Here is a 19190-nt window from a genome sequence, read left to right as displayed (position 1 = left end):
CTTGCGCAAGGAAGATTCGCCATGATCAACGTCACCAAGTCCTACATGGGCAGCCTCGAAAAATTCAAGGCGTACGTCGACAGCATTTACGCATCGCGCTGGCTGACCAATCGAGGCCCGCTGTGCTGTGAACTGGAAGAGCGCCTGAAGGACTACCTTGGCGTGCGCAATATCGTGCTGGTGAACAACGGCAGCCTGGCGCTGCAAGTGGCCTACCGTGCCCTGGGGCTAACCGGAAGTGCCGTGACCACGCCGTTCAGCTTTGTGGCCACCGCCAGCACCCTGCAATGGGAGCGCATCCGCCCGGTGTTCGCAGACATCTGTGCCGATAGCTGGAACCTTGACCCACAACGCATCGAGGCCAGCGTGCAGGCCGACACCTCGGCCATCGTCGCCACGCATGTGTTCGGCAACCCCTGCGACCTGGACAGCCTTGAGCAGGCTGCCGATCGCCATGGCCTGAAGCTTGTCTACGATGCCGCCCACGCCTTTGGCGTGCGCCATGATGGCCAGTCGGTGCTCAACCGTGGCCACGTGAGCGCCCTGAGCTTCCATGCGACCAAGCTGTTCCACACCATCGAGGGCGGCGCCATCGTGACTAACGACGATGACCTGGCCGAACGCGTGCGGCTGATGATCAACTTTGGCATCGCCGACTACGAAACCATCGAGACGCTGGGCACCAACGCCAAGCTCAATGAGTTTTCGGCGGCCATGGGCCTGTGTGTACTGGATGACATCGCCCTGATCCTGGAGCAGCGCGCCGAAATCGGTGACTTTTATCAGCGCCAGCTAGGCGATCATCTGCAACTGCAACAGATAGCCGCTACCAGCGAGACGTGTCACAGCTACTTCCCCGTGGCCCTGGCCAGCCACTCGCAGATGCTCGAAGCGCGCGCCGCGCTGCAGCAGGTGGGCATCAACCCGCGCCGGTATTTCTATCCTTCGTTGGACACCATTGCCTACCTGCAACCGCAACAGCCGCAGCCGATTTCCCGAGGCCTGGCCGAGCGCGTACTGTGCCTGCCGATCTACCCAGGCTTGAGCCATCAGGTACAACAGCGTGTGGTCGATACGCTGCTGCGCCACTGTGAAGCGCCTTACCTGGCCTTCGCACCCTTGCGCAGGGCCGTCTAGATGCCAGCCTTCAAGCCCGTGCCGGGCACCCGCCGGTCGGTGGCTCAAAACACCACCCTCAATTATGTTGGGCAAGCCTATGCGCTGTTGATCGGCATCCTGATCATGCCGTTTTACCTGGGCCACTTGGGGGCAGAGGTCTACGGGCTGATCGGCTTCTACACCGTGTTGCAAAGCTGGTTGCAGTTGCTGGACGTCGGCTTGTCGCCGTCACTGGTACGGCAGATCGCCCACCACCGCCATGCAGGCGCCGCGTCGGGCCGTAACAGCGGCTGGCTGCTGCGCTCGTTCGAGTTGATCTTTGTTCCACTCGCTGCCACTACGCTGGTGGCTATTTACCTGGGCAGCCCCTGGATTGCGTCGCATTGGCTCAACGCCCAAGCGCTGAGCACTGACACCCTGGTTCACTGCATCAGCCTTATGGGGTGCATGGTCGCGTTACGCCTGTACGCCACACTGTACAAAAGCGGCCTGCAAGGGCTGGAACTGCACGGGTGGCTCAACGGTGCCAACGTGGTCATTACCACCGTTCGCTACTTCGGTGGCCTGGCGCTGGTCGCGTTCGTGTCTCAGGACGCCCTGGTGTTCTTCCAGTTCCAGCTGGCAGTAGCGCTGCTCGAAACCCTGATATTTGCCACCAAAGCCTACGCCCGCCTGCCGGCGCCGCGCGTGCTGAGCGGGTTCAACTGGGCGCTGGTCAAGCCCATCGTGCCCTTCGCGCTCAGCCTGTCGTTCACTTCAATCTTGTGGATCGTGCTCACCCAGCTGGACAAGGTCTTGCTGTCCGAGCAGTTGCTGCTCACCGAGTACGGCTACTTCTCGCTGGTGGCCCTGATGACCACGGGGATCGTGATGCTCATCAACCCGCTGGTGCAAACCTTGCTGCCGCGCATGACCGTACTGCTGGCCGAGGGCCGCGTCGAGGAGATGCACCAGCTGTACCTGACCGCCAGCCGCTTCACCTGCACGCTGCTGTTCCCCTTGGCCTGCGTCATGGCTGCCCATGGCGGCAGCCTGCTGTATGCCTGGAGCGGCGACCATGCTGCGGCTGCCTGGGGCCAGCCCGTGTTGTTCTGGTATGCCTTGGGCAGCGCGATCATGGCGGCCAGTACCCTCCAGTACTACCTCCAATACGCCCATGGACAGATTCGCCTGCACCTGTGGTACAGCGTGGTCTCGGCCGCCGTCACCGTGCCGGTGATGCTGTTGGCCATCAACGTGTGTGGCGCCCTGGGTGCCGCTGCGGCCTGGTTCGTGTTGCGCCTGTTGTCGTTCGCCCTCTGGCCGCGCGTCGTACACCGCCACCTGGCGCCTGACGTGCATGGCGCCTGGCTCAAAGACATCCTGCGGATCAGCCTGATGACGCTGTTGGGGCTGGCTTTAACCGAGCCGCTGGTACGCCTTACCGCTGGCGAAGACCGAGCGCTAACCCTGTTCGGCCTGGCCCTTTGCGGCCTTGGCACCCTGGCCGTGGTGATTGCCAGCGACCGCTGGGTGACCTCCCGTGTCGCCCTCCTGTTTAGCAAGCCGAGTGTCGAACGATGAGCCTGCGAACCGAGCACGACATTATGCAGGCCTGGGGCAGCGAGTGCGCGCCGGTGGTGAGCGTGGTGTGCCCTGCCTTCAATCAGCAGGCATTTATTGCCGAGACGATCGAGGGCTTTCTGGCCCAGCGCACGCGCTTCCCGTTCGAGATCCTGATTAACGATGACGCCTCGACCGACGGCACCCGGGCCATCATTGAGCAGTATGCGCGTCGTTACCCTGGGCTGATTCGCCCGGTGCTACATGAGCAAAACCAATACCGCCAGGGCAAACTGTTCTTCCCGATGCTGTTCAACCTGGCCAAAGGGCGCTACCTGGCGTACTGCGATGGCGATGACGTCTGGACCGACCCGCTCAAGCTTCAGAAACAGGTGGCCTTCCTGGAGCGCCACCCTGACTACGTGATGACCTACCACGACGCGGTTGTGGTTAGCGAGCGGGGCCCGCAGGGGGTGCAACTGGGCCGTCGCTACCAGCGGGACGCCAGCAGCTTGGAGCTGATGCAAGGCCGACGCATTTCGACGCTCACCGTGTGCTTCCGCAATGTGTTGCGCGAGTTGCCACGTGAGCTGGAGCAGGCCCCGCTGATGGACGTGTGCTGGTGGTCGATGCTTGGCGCCCACGGCAAGGGCAAGTACATGCCTGAGATCACCGCTGGCCAGTATCGCGTTCACGACGGTGGAATGTTCTCCATGCGCATGAAGAAGAAAAAACTGCACATGTCGCTGCAGACCGCCGCGTGCCTGGCCAACTACTACCACCAACGCGGCCATCAGGCCTTGTACGAGCACTACCTCACGCAGGTATTCGGGTTGTCCCTGGCAGCCATTTCGCCCGTGCGCAAGCTCTGTGCCTTGGCGTTGGTAGGGCGAAACATCAGCCGCAACCTGTGCCGACGCCTGGCCCTGCCCAGCGGGGGCCGTTAGCCATGCAGCCTAACCACTCCCTAGCACTGCCCCCTTTCGACGGGATCACCGCCACCGCGCACCACCCTGGCCCAGGAGCTACACGATGACCGACTTCAACCGTTCCAGCCTGGAGCCCCAACAGGACGCCCGGATCGACATTGCCAGCCTGCTGCGCATGCTGTTCGATCATAAAGCGCTCATTGCCTGGGTGGTCGGCAGCTTTACGCTGGCGGGCATCGCCTATGCCATCGTGGCGACGCCGGTGTACCAGGCCAACGCGATGATTCAGATCGAGCCTAAGAAAATCGGCCTGGATGCCACGCCGGTGTTCAACAGCAAGCCGACGTCGGTGTCCGAAGCCGCCACCGAAATCGAGCTGATCAAGTCTCGGGCCGTGTTGGGCCGGGTTATCACCGACCTCAACCTGGACATCACGGCCCATCCACGTTACCTGCCGGTGATCGGCGCTTGGTACGCGCGCCAGTTCAGGCCCGCTGCAGGTCAACTGGCAACCCCCCTGCCCGGCCTGGAACGGTTTGCCTGGGGCGGAGAACGCATAGATGTCAGCACGCTGGACGTGCCCCAGCCGCTGCTAGGCCTGCCGCTGACCCTGGTTGCAGGCGAGAACGGCCACTACACGCTGCAAGGCCCACAGGGTGAAACCCTGCTGCGCGGTGAAGTGGGCGAGCCTGCCGAAGGCGCCGGCGTGACCTTGATCCTCAACGCGCTACATGCACACCCCGGCACTGAGTTTCGTGTAGTGCGCAACCGTGAGCTGGCCACCGCACTGGCGTACCAGGAGAAGCTCAAGGTGAGCGAAGCCGGCAAGGATTCGGGCATCGTTTACCTGTCGTTTCAGGATCAGGATCCGGCCCGGGCCGTGCAGTTGGTCAAGGAAGTGAGCGACCGTTACGTGCGCCAGAACATTGAGCGCAGCTCCGCAGAAGCGGCCCAGCGCCTGGACTTTCTGCGTTCGCAGCTGCCCGTGGTGAGGGCAGAGCTGGAGAAATCCGAAGCGGCCTTGCATGAATTCCAGTTGCGCACCCATTCGGTGGACATCGGCCAACAAACCCGCGCCCTGCTGGATCAAGTGGTGGTGTATGACAACCAACTGACCGAGCTGCGCCTCAAGCGCACCGACCTGGATCGGCTGTACACCCGCCAGCACCCGCAATCGGTGGCGCTGGCCCAGCAGATCGGCCAGGTGGAAGCGCAAAGGGCCAAGGCCCAAGGCGCGGTGGGCCAGTTGCCGGAAACCCAACAGGCGCTGCTGCGCCTGACCCGTGACATGCAGGTGACCACGCAGACGTACACCAACCTGCTCAACCGCGTGCAAGAGCAAGACATCATTCGCGCGGGCAACATCGGCAACGTTCGTATCATCGACGCCGCCGACGCCAATGTGCAGGAGCCTGTTAAACCCATGCGCAAACTGATCGTCGCATTGGCCGCGCTACTCGGCGCGCTGGTGGCTATTTTCACCCTGTTCGTGCGCCAGGCGTTTTACCGAGGGGTAGAGAACCCTGAAAGCGTGGAGCAACTGGGCCTGCCGGTGTACGCCTCGCTGCCCCAGTCCCGCCAGCAAACGCGCCTTAACCGTGGGCACACCCGCAAGGGCCAGCCTGCCTCGCGCCTGCTGGGTGTAGTAGCGCCCCGCGAAGCAACGATGGAAGCACTGCGCAGCCTGCGCACGAGCCTGCACTTCGCCATGGCGCAAGCCCCCAACAACGTATTGATGGTTACCAGCCCCACACCAGGGGTGGGCAAGTCCTTCGTGTGCGCCAACCTGGCCGTGGTCAGCGCTCAGGCCGGCAAGCGGGTACTGCTGATCGATGCCGACATGCGCAAGGGCTACTTGCACCAGCAATTCGGCGTGCAGCCCCGCCATGGGCTGGCCGATGCCCTTACCGGCACCCTGCCCTTCGACGATGTGGTGCATGACACCCAGGTGCCGCACCTTCAGCTCATTTCCTGCGGCTTCGCAGCGCCTAACCCCTCCGAGCTGCTGATGCACGAGCGCTTCAGCCAATTGCTTGAAACCCTGGCGCCCCAGTACGACCTCGTCATCATCGACACCCCGCCTGTGATGGCGGTGACCGACGCCACCCTGGTCGGGCGCCAGGCCGGTACGTGCATGATGGTGGGCCGCTTCGGCCAGAGCACGGTCAGGGAGCTGGACGTTGCCCGGCGGCGCCTGGCGCAGAACGGCGTCACGCTCAAGGGCGCGATCTTCAATGGCGTGGTGCGCAAAGCCTCCAACGCTGAATACGACTGCGCAGCCTATGGCTACGACTACAGCGACGCACGTCAATGAGCGGCCACGGAATGCACGGCATGAACACCACCATTGCAATGATGCAGCCCTACTGGTTCCCCTACCTGGGCTATTTCCAGCTGATCGCCGGCGCCGACGTGTTCGTGCTGGGCGATGACTTGCAATACGTCAAGGATGGCTGGATACACCGTAACCGCGTGCTGTGTGGCGGCAAGCCGTGGTTGTTCAGCCTGCCATTGGCGCGGGCCGCCCATGGTTTACCCATCAATCAGCGGTGCCTGGCCGATACCGCCAGCGCCACCCTGGAAAGCCTGCTCAAGACCCTTGCGCTGCACTATGCCCGGGCGCCACAGCGCAGCCAGGTAATGCCGTTGCTGGAACGTTTGATACGTCACCCAGACGCCCACCTGGCCCGCTACCTTGAGTACAGCCTGCGTGAGGTGTGTGTGTACCTGGGCATCGAGACGCCGATCCTGCTGGCGTCGACGTTGAACCTTCAGCCTATCGCCGACAAGCAGGACCGGGTGATCCAGACCCTGCACCGGCTCGGCGGCAACCGCTACGTCAACCCTATCGGCGGGCGCGGCCTGTACGAGGAGCAACGCTTCCGCAAGGCGGGCCTGAGCCTGCGCTTTCACCAGATGCACGATATTCGTTACGCCCAGTTCAACCAGCCGTTCGTGTCCCACTTGTCGATCATCGATGTGCTGATGTTCAACCCGGTCGAGCAGGTGCGCCACTGGCTAAGTCAGTACAGCCTGTCGTTGCCCGCGCCGTTGGCGAGCACGCCGGTGGCGCCCTCCCACAGCCTGGCGGCCCACACCGCCCTTTCCCTTTCCTAGGACACGCCCGTCATGCGTAGTGACCCTTTGCGCACGCATCACCTGAGTGGCACCACTACCCTGGTCACCCTGACCTACGGGCAGCGGCTGAACTACCTCTGGACGTTGGTCGAGCGTGCCCTCGCCAATGAGCGGATCGCACGGGTGATCGTTGTCAACAATGCGTCCAGCGATAACTTGCAAGTGCTGTGCGCGGCCTGGCCGGGACGGGTGGAGGTCATCGACCTGCCGACCAACACCGGCTCCGCTGTGGGTTATACCGTGGGGATCGAAGCGGCCCTGAGCCGAGGCGCCGAGTACCTTTGGCTGATGGACGACGACAACGCGCCGACCCCTGGCGCCATCGACGTGCTGCACCAGCGCTTGGCCGAATGCACTGAAGGGCGCGGCTTGGGCAACGCCGCCGTGATGGGCTTTCGCCCCACCCACCAGGCCGACATCGCCGCAGGCGTGCCAAGGCCGTTCGCCGTGCAATGGCGATCCAGCTGCTTTGGGTTTCATATCGCGCAATTGCCTTACAAAGTGTGGCGGCGTACGCCCTGGGGCCGCCCCAAGGCCCGTGCCGAGCAGGCGCGCTTGATCAAGTTGCCGTTCACCACCTATGGCGGGCTGCTGGCCCACCGCTCGCTGTACGAGCGGATCGGCACACCCTTGGGCGAACTGCTGCTGTACGCCGACGACACCGAATACACCTGGCGCATCACCGCCTCGGGCGGTGAGATTTTTCTCGTCACCGACGCGCTGCTCGAAGACTTGGAGCACTCCTGGAACATCAAGGCGCGCACCAGCAGCCTCTACGAAACCTTCCTGCTGGGGGACTCGCCCTTCAGGGCCTATTACGCCGCGCGTAACCAGGCCTGGTTCGACAAGCACGTGTGGGCAGCGTCCGGCTGGCTGCATGCCGTCAACCGCTCGCTGTTTTTATTCCTGTTACGTCAGGTGGCCCGCCGCAAAGGTTCGCTGACGCGCTTGAACCTCATCGAGCAGGCCATTCGCGATGGCGAGTCAGGCCGCCTGGGCACCCACGAGGCCTTCCCGCTATGAAACTTCTGTTTCTCAACAGCCTGTATGCCCCCCATGTAGGCGGCGGCGCCGAAATCGTGCTGCAGCGTACCGTGGAAGGGTTGCAGCGCCGTGGCGTTGAAGTGAGCGTGCTGGCCACGGGGCCCAAGCCTGGCCTGCACCTGACCGAGGTGCGTGGCGTGAAGGTGTACCGCGCGGGGCTGCTCAACGCTTACTGGCACTACAGCCCGCAACGGCCGGGCGCCTTGCTGCGCCTGGGCTGGCACCTGCGTGACCGTTACAACACGGGCATGCGCCAGTATGTGCGCGAGGTGATCGCACGGGAAAAACCAGACCTGGTGGTGTGCCATAACCTGGCAGGCTGGTCAGTGGCGGCCTGGGATGAAGTCACCGCCGTAGGCCTGCCCATCGTTCAGGTGCTCCACGACCTGTACCTGCTGTGCCCCGGCAGCAACATGTTCAAGAAAGGCAGCGCCTGCAAAAGCCCCTGCACCCTGTGCCGCAGCCTGCGCCAAGGCCATGCCGAACGCTCCCGCCAGGTGGCGGCGGTGGTCGGCGTAAGTGAGTACCTGCTACAGCGGGTACGCGCCGTCGGGTTGTTCAGCCGGGCCAGTGCCCAGGTGGTGTACAACGCCACCCCTCCACCAGAGGCCACCCTGCCGGCCTATCGGGCGGCACCCAGTACCCGCCGCCCACGCATTCGCTTCGGCTACCTGGGCACGTTGTCCGAGCAAAAGGGTGTGGCCTGGCTGATCCGTGCGTTCAAGGCCTTGCCCTTCGAGGCCACGCTGGACATCGCCGGGCAAGGCCAGGCCGACTATGAGGCGCAGTTGCGGGCTCTCGCCGGGAGCGCCCCGAACATTCGCTTTGTGGGCTATCAGTCGCCTGACCAGTTCTACCCAGGCATCGACGTCGCGGTAGTGCCGTCGGTGTGGAACGAGCCCTTCGGGCTGGTGGCGGTGGAAGCCTGCGCACACTCGGTGCCGGTCATTGCCAGCTGCCGTGGCGGCTTGCCGGAAATCATCAAGGATGGCGTGAACGGCTTGCTCTGCTACCCCGAGCAACCGGGCTCGCTCGAAGCGGCCATGACGCGCCTGACCAACGACCTGGCCTTGCGCCAACGGCTCACCGATCAGGCGCGTGGCAGCGTGGAGCACTTGCTGGACGCCGAACGCATGCTCGATGCGTACCAAGGCCTTTTCGAACAGATCGTTATCAAGGGAAGGCCACACCATGGCACTGACATTGCCGTACTCCAGTACTGAGCACCGGTCGCTGGCTTTCCATAAGTCCACGCTGATGGCCCTTACGGCCTTGAGCCTGGTGGCAGTGGAGAGTTTTTCGGGCGCGTTACGCTTTTACCTGGACATGGCCGGGGCCTCGGCCCTGCTGTACCTGCCCAAGGTCGCCTGCCTGGTGCTGTTCGCCCTGGAGCTGCTGACTGCACGGCTGAGTCGAGGCGTTTGGCTGGCGCTGTTGCTGTTGGTGGCGTCCAGCCTGTTGGGCATGCTCCACGGCGCCAGCCTCAGCAACGCAGGCTTTAGCCTGTTCATCTACAGCCCTTTGCTGTTCGGGATGCTCTGCGGGCATTACCTGCAACCGCGTCGCGGCCTCATGGCGTGGAGCATCGGCGCCTGCCTGGTGCTGTCGATGCTGGGCATTCTGCTGGACAAGTACACCAGCGTGCCGTGGAAGGGCTACAGCTATACCCTGGGCGACACCACGCTGCGGGGCAATCAGGCGTGGTCTGCCGGGGGCACCGACCGCCTGGCCGGCTTTGCGCGGATGTCCACCACGGCCGCGATGATGATGGCCATTTACGCGCTCTACCTCACTGCGTTTACACGCTCTAAAACGCTGCTGAGCCTGCTGTTCGCAGCCACCTTCGCCGGTATCCTTCTGACCACCAATAAATCCACCGCCGCGGCGTTCGCCCTGGCTTTGCTGCTGTTGCCGGTGCTGCGGCAGCCGATGCTGTGCCGAGCGCTGTTCTGGCTCGTCGTGGGTGCGGGCCTGGCGCTACCCGTAATGGCCATGGTGCTGGACTTCGACGGCCACGCCACCACGGGCGATACCCTGTGGGCCTCCTTCTACGACCGCCTGGTCAACACCTGGCCCATGGTCATCAACGCCATCGACCGTGAAGGCTGGGGCGTCTTCGGCGCAGGCGTTGGCTTGATCGGGGGCAGCGTGGCGGTGTTTCCGGTGTACTCGGTAGAAATGCCCTATGTGACCGACAACACCCCCTTGTACCTGTGGAGCACCCTGGGCGTGGCCGGAATCCTGCTGTACGCGGGCCTGGCGCCATTGCTCGGCGGCCTGGCCGCACGCCGGGACTGGATGAGCGGCGCGCTGATGACCATCACCTTTTGCACCACCTTGATTAGCTGGACCACCGATGTGCTGGAGGTGCCGGTGGCGGCCCTGTTCGTTGGCCTGGCGGTGTCCCACCTGTGGCTGCGCCCTGCGCCCGCCGCTGTGACGCCACGCTTACTTGGCACCTTCAGGGAGGGTTGCGCCAATGCGCCGCGCCTTGCGTAACACCCTGTTGGCGCTGAGCGCGTTGGGCCCTGTGCTGGCCTGCGCTGAACCGGCGGACCCGACCGACTTCATCGTAGGCGTACACACGCACCTGTTTGACCAGCCGCGTGACGTGCGCGCGCCTTTGCGGTTATTGCGCGAAGCCGGTGTAGGCTCCGTGGCCGACGACGCCTACTGGTCCACCGTGGAGCAGGCCCCTGGGGTGCTGCACACCTCGCCGGACTGGCTCAAGTACCTGCGCGAGCAACAGGCCGGCAACCAGGGCAACGTGCTGATGCTGGGCTATGGCAACCGCTTTTACGCCAACGACAGCAAACCGATCGCCCCTGGCGTAAGGGCAGGCTATGCACGGTTCGTGGCTTACGTGGCCCAGGCTCTCAAGGGCCAGGTGGGCTTTTATGAAGTGTGGAACGAGTGGGACCTGGAAGACCCCACCTCCCCGGCGTTCACCCAGGCATACCTTGACCTGGTACAAACCACGGCCTGGCAACTGCGCCAGATCGACCCGGCGGCGCGCATTTTGGCCGGCACCGTCACCACCCAGGGCATCAAGGCAGGGTATGCCGACCGTTTGGTACAAGGCGGGCTGCTCGACCATGTGGACGGCCTGTCGCTGCACCCCTACGTACACTGTGAAAAAACCGGTCACGGCAACACGCCTGAAGCCTGGATCGAGTGGCTGCGCGCAGTGTCCGCGCACCTCGACACCCTGGCCGGCCGCCCCGTGCCGCTGTACCTGACTGAAATGGGCTGGCACAGCACCGGTACCCTGCACCCCTGCGGCGTGGACGAAGCCACCCAAGCCGCGTGGCTGGCGCGTGCGTACCTGCTGGCCAAAACGCTGCCGGCCATCAAAGGCCTGTGGTGGTACGACCTGGCCAACGACGGGCCCAGCCCTGCCGAGCAGGAACATAATTTCGGCCTGCTGCGCCAGGACCTGAGCCCCAAGCCTGCCTACTGGGCGCTCAGCCGTATTGCGCCGGTACTCAACGGCTTCCGCTACCTGCCCGACGAGCAACTGCCCGCCGTTGAAGGCAACGACGACTTGGTGCGGTTGGTGTTTGGCAACGGCACTCAGCGCGTGGTTGCGGTGTGGGCGAAGGGTGCGGCCCGCGTGATCACGCTCAAGGCCTTCGGCCAGGCTATTGGCCCCGTACAACTGAGCGCTACCGGCCCCACCGACGACAACACCCACGCCATGTGGCGCTGCACCGCCAATGGCTGCTTTACCCGGCTCCACGTAGGCGCGTTCCCGGTGATCGTCACCTTGCAAGACGTGCCGGACGCCCCACCAGCGGGCACACAACCGTTATCCGTTCAGGCAGGCACTGCCCCCATGAATCGCTACACAGGGATGTACTCAAGATGATCGTCATCAATGCTCGCTTTTTGACTCAAGAGCTCCGTGGGGTACAACGCTTTGCCGAGCAGATGTGCCTGTCGCTCAAGGCCTTGCGCGATGACCTGGTGTTTGTTTCACCGCCCGGCATCCGTATGCAAGACACCGCCAGGAAACTGAATGTTCAGGTAATAGGGCGTCACCAGGGGCACCTCTGGGAGCAACTGGACCTGCCGGTGTACCTGCGCCGCAACGCCAGCCCCTGGCTACTCTCGCTGTGCGCCACGGCGCCGATGCTCTACCACCGGCAGGTGGTGACTCACCACGACATTACCTACGTGCGCCACCCGCAAAGCTACAGCCGCGCGTTTCGCACGGCGTACCGCCTGCTCACGCCCACCATGCTCAAGCATGCCCAGGCGATCCTCACCGTCAGCGAATTCTCCCAGCAGGAGATCTCAGCGTTCTATGGCGTGCCGGCCAGCAAGATCCTCGTGGTACCCAACGCGGTCAGCGAGGCGTTCCGGCCGCGCCGCCTGGAAATCCCACGGCCCTACCTGCTGGCGGTGTCGTCCCCTAGCGCCCATAAAAACTTCGGCCGGTTGATCGAAGCCTTTCTCAGCCTGAAGGGCCACCCTCATGTGGAGTTGCGCATTGTGGGCGCGGCCAACGGCATCTTCGCTGACCCGAACCTACAGGCGCAGGTGGCGGGGCACTCTCGGATCAAGCTCCTGGGCCGGCTCAGCGACGCTCAGTTGATCGAGCAGTACCAGTTGGCCACTGCCTTTGTCTTCCCGTCACTGTACGAAGGCTTTGGTATTCCGCCCCTTGAGGCTCAAGCCTGTGGCTGCCCGGTTCTGGCCGCCAACGCCGCCTCGATCCCAGAAGTGCTGCAATCGAGCGCGCTGTATTTCGACCCGCTGGACGTGGACCAGATGGCCCGCGCCATGGCTCTGGTACTGGATAACCCGGCGATCTGCGACCACTTGCGCACCCTTGGGCTGCGCAACGTGGGCCGGTTCAGTTGGCAAGCGTCGGCCCGGCGGGTTAGCGACTACCTCGACGCCCTGCAAGGTAAAAGCGCGCTACCGCCCACCGCTCTCAAGTGCGCCACTCGCCGCGCCAAGGAATTCCAATGAAAATCGCTATTGTCCATGACTGGCTGGTGACCTTTGCCGGCGCGGAGCGGGTACTGGCCTCCTTGCTCAAGCTCTGGCCTCAGGCCGACCTCTTCGCGGTGATCGATTTCTTGAGCGATAAGGACCGGGCGCGCCTGGGTGGCAAACAGGCCAAGACCACCTTCATCCAGCGCCTGCCCAAGGCCCGCACCCGCTATCAGCAGTATTTGCCCTTGATGCCGTTGGCGGTGGAGCAACTGGACCTGTCCGCGTACGACCTGGTGATTTCCAGCAGCCATGCGGTGGCGAAAGGCGTACTGACCGGCCCGAACCAGTTGCACATCAGCTATGTACATTCGCCTATCCGTTACGCCTGGGATTTACAGCATCAGTACCTGGCCGAGAGCGGCCTCAACCGTGGCCTCAAAGGCATGCTCGCCAGGGCCGTGTTGCATTACATGCGCCTGTGGGACCAGCGCACGTCGGCGGCGGTGGATGACTTCGTGGCCAACTCCCTGTTCGTCGGCCGCCGTATCAACAAAGCCTACCGGCGCGCGTCTACGGTGATCTACCCGCCGGTAGATACCCAGGGGTTCAGCCTGACCCACGCCAAGCAGGACTACTACGTAACTGCCTCGCGGATGGTCCCGTACAAAAAGATCCCGATGATCGTTAAAGCCTTTGCCGCCATGCCGGACAAGCGCTTGGTAGTGATTGGCGACGGGCCGGAGATGGCCAAGGTGCGGGCAGCGGCAGGGCCTAATGTCACAGTGCTGGGGCAGCAGCCCTTTGAGGTACTGCGCCAACACTTGCAGAGCGCCAAGGCCTTTGTGTTCGCCGCTGAAGAAGACTTTGGCATTACCCCGGTAGAAGCCCAGGCCTGCGGCACGCCCGTGATCGCCTTCGGACGTGGTGGCGTACTGGAAACGGTGCGCGGGCTAAACGACCCCGAGCCTACGGGAGTGCTCTACCCCCAGCAGACCGCAGAGGCCTTGGTCACCGCAGTGCAGACCTTCGAACGCGAAGCCCATCGCATCAGTGCCCAGGCCTGCCGCGACCAGGCCGAGCTGTTCAGCGAGCACCACTTTGAACGTCAGTTCCGGCACTTCGTCGAGGTGCGCTGCATCGAGGCGGGGTTGAGCACCCCGCTGCCGGCACCGCGCTTGACCTTGGCAACCGTCAATGGCGAGGCCACCGCAGCCGCAGGCCTGCTTTAGCCCATACCCCTTTTAATCTTTCTCGACTGCACCAGGACACCCTCATGTCAACCGCTTACAAGGGCATTCTCCACGCCCACCAGTCGTTTCTTTCCCTGGCCCACCGCCTGCTGGACCTTGCGGTCATCGTGGGCGGTTTGCTGTGGATCGACTGGATGAACCAGCACCCCACTACCAGCGAGACCTGGATCAAGGTATTGCTGGCCGTGCTGGTGTTCCACTGGCTGGGCGAGTACCACACGCTCTATGGCTCCTGGCGGGGCGAGCGCGCAGGCCGTGAGCTGCGCCGGGTGGCGACCTACTGGTCGCTGACCTTCGTATGCCTGGTGGTCGCCGATCAGTTGCTACCCCAAGACAAGGCGTTGCCTACCCGCCAACTGCTGCAATGCTTTGCCCTCGTGCTGGCAATACTAGGCGGCTACCGGCTGATGATCCGCAGCAGTTTGCAGGCGCTGCGCAAGCGCGGCTTCAACACCCGCAACGTGGCCATCGTCGGGACCGGCCAGGTGGGCGAGCGGCTGGCGCTGTCCATGGCGCACGCCCCGTGGATGGGCTTGCGGCTGTTGGGCTTCTATGACGACCAGCCGCAGCAGATGAACCTATCGGGCCTGGCCCGGCGCGCGGTGGTGCGCGGCGGGCTCACCCAACTGGTGGAGCACGCCCGCGAAGGGCGCATCGACAAGGTGTACATCACCCTGCCCATGGCGCAGGAACCCCTGATCCGCGAACTGGTGCGCGCCTTGAGCGATACCACCGCCTCGGTGTACCTGATTCCCGACATCTTCATGTTCGACCTGCTTAACGCGCGCAGCGAAAGCATCAACGGCCTGACCAGCATCAGCCTGGTGGACAGCCCGCTGCAAGGCTCAAGCAGCATAATCAAGCGCCTGGAAGATATCGTGGCCAGCGCCGTGATCCTGACGATGATCGCCGTGCCCATGCTGGTGATCGCGGCGGCCATAAAGCTCAGTTCGCGGGGGCCGGTGCTGTTTCGCCAATTGCGCTACGGCCTGGATGGCAGGCCCATCATGGTGTGGAAATTTCGCAGCATGAGCGTTCAAGAGAACGGCCCGGACGTGCGCCAGGCCAGCCGCGAAGATGCGCGGGTAACACGCTTGGGCAAGGTACTGCGCCGCACCTCCCTGGATGAACTGCCGCAGTTCTTCAACGTGCTGATGGGTGACATGTCCATCGTCGGCCCCCGCCCGCATGCCGTGGCCCACAACGAGCAATACCGGCGCCTGGTGAGTTGCTACATGCTGCGCCACAAGGTCAAGCCTGGCATCACCGGCTGGGCCCAGGTCAACGGCTGGCGGGGCGAGACCAACACACTGGATAAAATGCAGAAACGCGTTGAGTACGATCTGGACTACATTGAGCACTGGTCGGTGTGGCTGGACCTTAAAATCATCGCCCTGACGATGTTCAAGGGTTTCCTTAACAAGAACGCTTATTGAGCTGGCCGGCCTTCTCTTACGCCGTGACCTGTTTTCCAAGGAAGATTGAAATGAATCGCAATGTGTTGGTTGCCCTGCTGTTGAGCGCGGTGCTTCAAGGGTGTGCCTTCGCCCCGGGGCAACACATGACGCCAGAAGATGCCGCCGACGATACTGGCCTCGACGGGCCGGTACGGGTGGTGAAAATTACCAGCGGCAGCGTCAACCAAGAGAAAACCCTCTACCAGGCCCGGCCGGTAGCCCATGAGCTGCTGGACTACACGCCGGGCGAGTACCGCATCGGTGCCGGTGATGCCTTGGTGGTCACCGTCTGGGAGCACGAGGAACTCAACACACCCTCAGGCCCGGAGCAAGGCAGCTCGGCCGCGCGCGTGGTACGCGGTGACGGCACGCTGTATTACCCCTACTTGGGCAGCGTGATGGCGGGCGGCAAGACGATCGAACAGTTGCGCTCAGACCTGCAAACGGGGTTGTCCAAGTACCTGAACCTGGCCAAGGTGGATGTCAACGTGCAGGGTTACGAAAGCCAGCGCGTAGTGCTCTCGGGCGCGTTTCGAAACCCTGGCCCACAGCCCTTGACCAATGTGCCCCTGTCGCTGGTAAGCGCCATTGGCAAGGCCGGCGGCGAAGGTGATAACGCAAACCTGGCCGGCTTGATTCTCAAGCGTGACGGCAAGGAATACCTGCTCGACATCGATACCCTCAACCGCGAGGGCTCCCCCCTCAACCGCATCTACCTCAAGGACGGCGATCAGCTCCATTTGGGCAATTACAGCGCCAACAAGGTGTATGTGTTGGGCGAGGTCCACAACCCTCAGGTGATGAACTACGGCTCCAGCACCTTCAACCTGATGGAAGCGCTGGGCAATGCAGGCGGTATCAGCCAGGAAACAGCCAGCGCTGAAGCTATCTACGTGATCCGTAGCGCCCAGCCCGATAGTCACCAGCCGCCGACGGTGTTCTACCTCGATGCCCAGAAGCCCACTGCGTTTCTGCTGGCCCGCCAGTTCGACCTGCAAAGCGCTGACGTGGTGTTCGTGGGCCCGGCGAACATCACCCGCTGGAACCGTTTCATCAGCCAACTGTTGCCGTCGGCGAGCGTCGTTGCCACAGGCGCAGCGTTTCGAAATTAAGCCCGGTGTAAACCCTTGTACAGGCTAGGATGCGGCTAATTGCCACTATCTGAAAATTCCCCCCCGAACGACGTGGAGATCCGCTACGATTAAGGCCTGTTGCCTATGGATCGGATCCTTATGTCTGCTGCTTATTCAGCCGCTAGCGAGACTTTGGTACTCGACAACGGGCTACGTGTACGAATCTGTCACGAGCCGCGCCTCAAGCGCGCGGCTGCATTCTTGCGGGTTGATGCTGGTAGCCACGATGTCGACCCTGCCTGGCCTGGCCTGGCTCATTTTCTCGAACACCTGTTCTTTCTCGGCACCACGCGGTTTGCAGACGACCAGGCACTGATGCCGTTCGTGCAGCGCCAGGGTGGCCTGCTCAACGCCAAAACGTCAGATCGCACCACGGATTATTTCTTCGAGGTGCCAGTGCCTGCCTTTTCGGGTGCGCTGGAGCGCCTTTGTGACATGCTGGCCAGCCCGCGCCTGAGCTCCACTGACCAGCGCCGTGAGCGCGAGGTGCTGCACGCGGAGTTCATCAGTTGGGCCCAGGACGCCGAAGCGCGCCACCACACCTGGCTGACCAGTGCGTTGTCGTCAGCGCACCCGCTGCGGGCCTTCCACGCTGGGAACCGTTACAGCTTGCCATTGGGGCGGCCTGACTTTCAGGTGGCCCTGCGTCAGTTTCACCTCAACCACTACCACACCGGGCAGATGACCCTGACCCTGGTAGGCCCACAACCTGAAGACCAGTTGATCCGCCTGGCGCAGCGAACCTGCCTGGGCTTGCCACGCGGCAAGGCGCAACCGCGGCCCATACCCAACCCTCTGCTGGACACCACCAGCGAACCGACGCCTCAAGCGCCCGGCTCGCGCTTCAACCTGGCGTTTGCCTGCGAGGGCCTGCCTGCCGCCAGCGCTCAGGCCGTGGCCTTCTTCAGTACCTGGTGCGCCAACGCCCAACCAGGTGGTTTGCACGCCGAGTTGTTACGGCGGGAGCTGATTGAAAGCATGCAGGTCAACGTCCCATATCAGTACCAGGGCCAGGTATTGCTGGACATCGAATTCAAGCTCACTGCCACAGGCCAGCACGCCCTGGCCACCCTTACCGCGCTGACCTTCGACTGGTTGGAGTTCTTCCAGGCCGTGGACGATTGGCCCATGCTGCGCGATGAGTACGCGTTGCTCCAGCGTCGCCAAGGCCTGACCTGCGGGCCACTTGAGCTGGCCCAACGGCTAGCGCAACCGGATGCCCACGCTCAAGTGCTTGATCAGCCAGGGCTGGCGGCCTTGCGGGCGCTGCTGGGGCAATTGCGCCCCGAGCGCGTCTTGCACCCGCTTCCCACCGGCGTTGTGCAGGCTGCACCTGGCGCCCCCGCACCCTGGCGGCTACCGCAACGTAACCGTTTCCTGCGGCCCAGCCGCCGGCCCGACCGCCCCGTGCCCGATGTACCCGCCATGGGCTATGCCGAAGGCGGCGACCGTGGCGGGCAGGAGGTAGAAGTGCTGTTGCGCTGGCAAGTAGGCGCCTCCCGATACGCCGCCCTATGGCATGTACTGGACCGCAGCCTGCAACGGTTGGTGCAAGAGGCGCGTCAGGCCGGCGTGAAGTTGTTATTCACTCGCTTGGGCGAAGATTGGCAACTGCGCCTGAGCGGCATCGGCGAACCCATGCCCGCCCTGCTTGAGCAGGTGCTGGCAATCTGTAATGCGCCGCCGCCCGAAGCCTGGCGCCAAGCGCCGGGCCTTCCCCCACCGCCGCAAACGCCTATTCGCGAACTGCTGCGACAATTGCCCGAATATTGCGTAGGCAGCGAAGGCGACCCCCGTACGCCCTTGGTGGATGCCCAGCCCGGCACCCTGCAAACGCTGTGGAACAACGCTCGCTGGGAAGGCTTGGCCGTAGGGGTAGGCGACGCCAGCCGCAGCGCCCTCAATCACGTCTTGCGCACGATGCCCGGCCAGCCAGACCCGCTAATGGCCGCCCGTGCCCGGCCCATGCAGGGTAAGCACTGGCGCACGGCGCTCAGCGCCGGCAGTGAGCACGCCTTGTTGCTGTTTTGCCCAGCACCCCCTGCCGCCATCCGCGAAGACGCCGCCTGGCGGTTGATCGCACAGATCGCCCAGCCGCTGTTCTACCAGCGCTTGAGGGTAGAGCTGCAATTGGGCTATGCCGTGTTCAGCAGCTTCCGGCAAATCGCCGGGCTGCCAGGGTTGGTGTTTGGGGTGCAGTCGCCCGGCACGGATCATGCCGCGTTGTTAGGCCATATGGAGCAGTTTCTCAAGCAGTTGCCGCGGGTAATCGGCACCTTGGGCAGTGAACCGTTGCGCAGCCAGCGGCAGGCAGTGCTGAGCCGGCTCGACCCTGAGGACATGGACACCAGCCAACTGGCCGACACCCTTTGGCAAGCTCATTTGAGCGGCCATGGCGTGGATTACCTCAAGCGCCTGCGTCAGGCCCTGGACGAGCTGCGTTCACCCGAGCTGGTCAGCGCTGCCTGGCGCCTGGCCAATGCCGATCACGGGTGGCGGGTGCTGGCCAACGGCGGTGAAGCGCCGAAAGGATGGGAGGGGGCTCATACGTAGAGTTTATTGGCGTTGCTTGCCGTGCACGGAGGCCGAAAACACTGTGCTGGCGATTCTTACGGGAACCGTAAAACGGTTTCC

Annotated in this window: 14 protein-coding genes; all 14 read left to right on the top strand. The window is 63.5% G+C overall.

The window, feature by feature from the left end; genetic code table 11:
* Positions 1 to 21 precede the first annotated feature (21 nt).
* A complete protein-coding gene (locus tag AC4LE2_RS02395; protein WP_491823923.1) occupies positions 22 to 1137 on the top strand; it encodes a DegT/DnrJ/EryC1/StrS family aminotransferase in 1116 nt (371 codons plus the stop codon).
* Positions 1138 to 2682 (top strand): lipopolysaccharide biosynthesis protein, encoded by a 1545-nt coding sequence (locus AC4LE2_RS02390; protein ID WP_491823922.1) that lies wholly within the window; start codon positions 1138 to 1140, stop codon positions 2680 to 2682.
* Positions 2679 to 3608, top strand: a complete 930-nt coding sequence (locus tag AC4LE2_RS02385) for a glycosyltransferase family 2 protein (RefSeq protein WP_491823921.1) — start codon at positions 2679 to 2681, stop codon at positions 3606 to 3608. Before AC4LE2_RS02390 ends, AC4LE2_RS02385 begins: the two co-directional genes overlap by 4 nt.
* Before the next feature lie 85 nt (positions 3609 to 3693).
* Positions 3694 to 5904: a polysaccharide biosynthesis tyrosine autokinase gene (locus AC4LE2_RS02380; RefSeq protein WP_491823920.1), complete on the top strand. Its 2211-nt coding sequence runs from the start codon at positions 3694 to 3696 to the stop codon at positions 5902 to 5904.
* 20 nt (positions 5905 to 5924) lie between these two features.
* The gene (locus AC4LE2_RS02375; protein ID WP_491823919.1) at positions 5925 to 6707 is read left to right on the top strand and encodes a WbqC family protein; all 783 of its coding nucleotides are present in this window, start codon (positions 5925 to 5927) and stop codon (positions 6705 to 6707) included.
* 12 nt (positions 6708 to 6719) lie between these two features.
* Positions 6720 to 7751 carry a glycosyltransferase gene (locus AC4LE2_RS02370; RefSeq protein WP_491823918.1) on the top strand — a complete coding sequence of 344 codons (1032 nt, stop codon included), beginning with the start codon at positions 6720 to 6722 and terminating at the stop codon, positions 7749 to 7751.
* Complete coding sequence (locus AC4LE2_RS02365) at positions 7748 to 8995, top strand: glycosyltransferase family 4 protein (protein ID WP_491823917.1); 1248 nt, start codon at positions 7748 to 7750, stop codon at positions 8993 to 8995. The genes AC4LE2_RS02370 and AC4LE2_RS02365 overlap by 4 nt, the downstream gene beginning before the upstream one ends.
* Complete coding sequence (locus AC4LE2_RS02360; protein ID WP_491823916.1) at positions 8964 to 10271, top strand: hypothetical protein; 1308 nt, start codon at positions 8964 to 8966, stop codon at positions 10269 to 10271. Before AC4LE2_RS02365 ends, AC4LE2_RS02360 begins: the two co-directional genes overlap by 32 nt.
* Positions 10252 to 11640, top strand: a complete 1389-nt coding sequence (locus tag AC4LE2_RS02355) for a hypothetical protein (protein WP_491823915.1) — start codon at positions 10252 to 10254, stop codon at positions 11638 to 11640. Before AC4LE2_RS02360 ends, AC4LE2_RS02355 begins: the two co-directional genes overlap by 20 nt.
* A complete protein-coding gene (locus AC4LE2_RS02350; protein WP_491823914.1) occupies positions 11637 to 12749 on the top strand; it encodes a glycosyltransferase family 4 protein in 1113 nt (370 codons plus the stop codon). Before AC4LE2_RS02355 ends, AC4LE2_RS02350 begins: the two co-directional genes overlap by 4 nt.
* Positions 12746 to 13945 carry a glycosyltransferase family 4 protein gene (locus AC4LE2_RS02345; RefSeq protein WP_491823913.1) on the top strand — a complete coding sequence of 400 codons (1200 nt, stop codon included), beginning with the start codon at positions 12746 to 12748 and terminating at the stop codon, positions 13943 to 13945. Before AC4LE2_RS02350 ends, AC4LE2_RS02345 begins: the two co-directional genes overlap by 4 nt.
* Before the next feature lie 44 nt (positions 13946 to 13989).
* Positions 13990 to 15402: an undecaprenyl-phosphate glucose phosphotransferase gene (locus tag AC4LE2_RS02340; protein ID WP_491823912.1), complete on the top strand. Its 1413-nt coding sequence runs from the start codon at positions 13990 to 13992 to the stop codon at positions 15400 to 15402.
* Between the two features lie 50 nt (positions 15403 to 15452).
* Positions 15453 to 16535: a polysaccharide biosynthesis/export family protein gene (locus tag AC4LE2_RS02335; RefSeq protein ID WP_491823911.1), complete on the top strand. Its 1083-nt coding sequence runs from the start codon at positions 15453 to 15455 to the stop codon at positions 16533 to 16535.
* A 120-nt stretch (positions 16536 to 16655) separates the two neighbouring features.
* The gene (gene pqqF, locus AC4LE2_RS02330; protein WP_491823910.1) at positions 16656 to 19109 is read left to right on the top strand and encodes a pyrroloquinoline quinone biosynthesis protein PqqF; all 2454 of its coding nucleotides are present in this window, start codon (positions 16656 to 16658) and stop codon (positions 19107 to 19109) included.
* The last annotated feature ends 81 nt before the right edge of the window (positions 19110 to 19190 follow it).

The sequence above is a fragment of the Pseudomonas sp. 9.3L genome, from assembly GCF_058536285.1.
The sequence above is the reverse complement of the archived record's forward strand: the minus strand, read 5'-3'. Positions and strand labels throughout refer to the sequence as shown.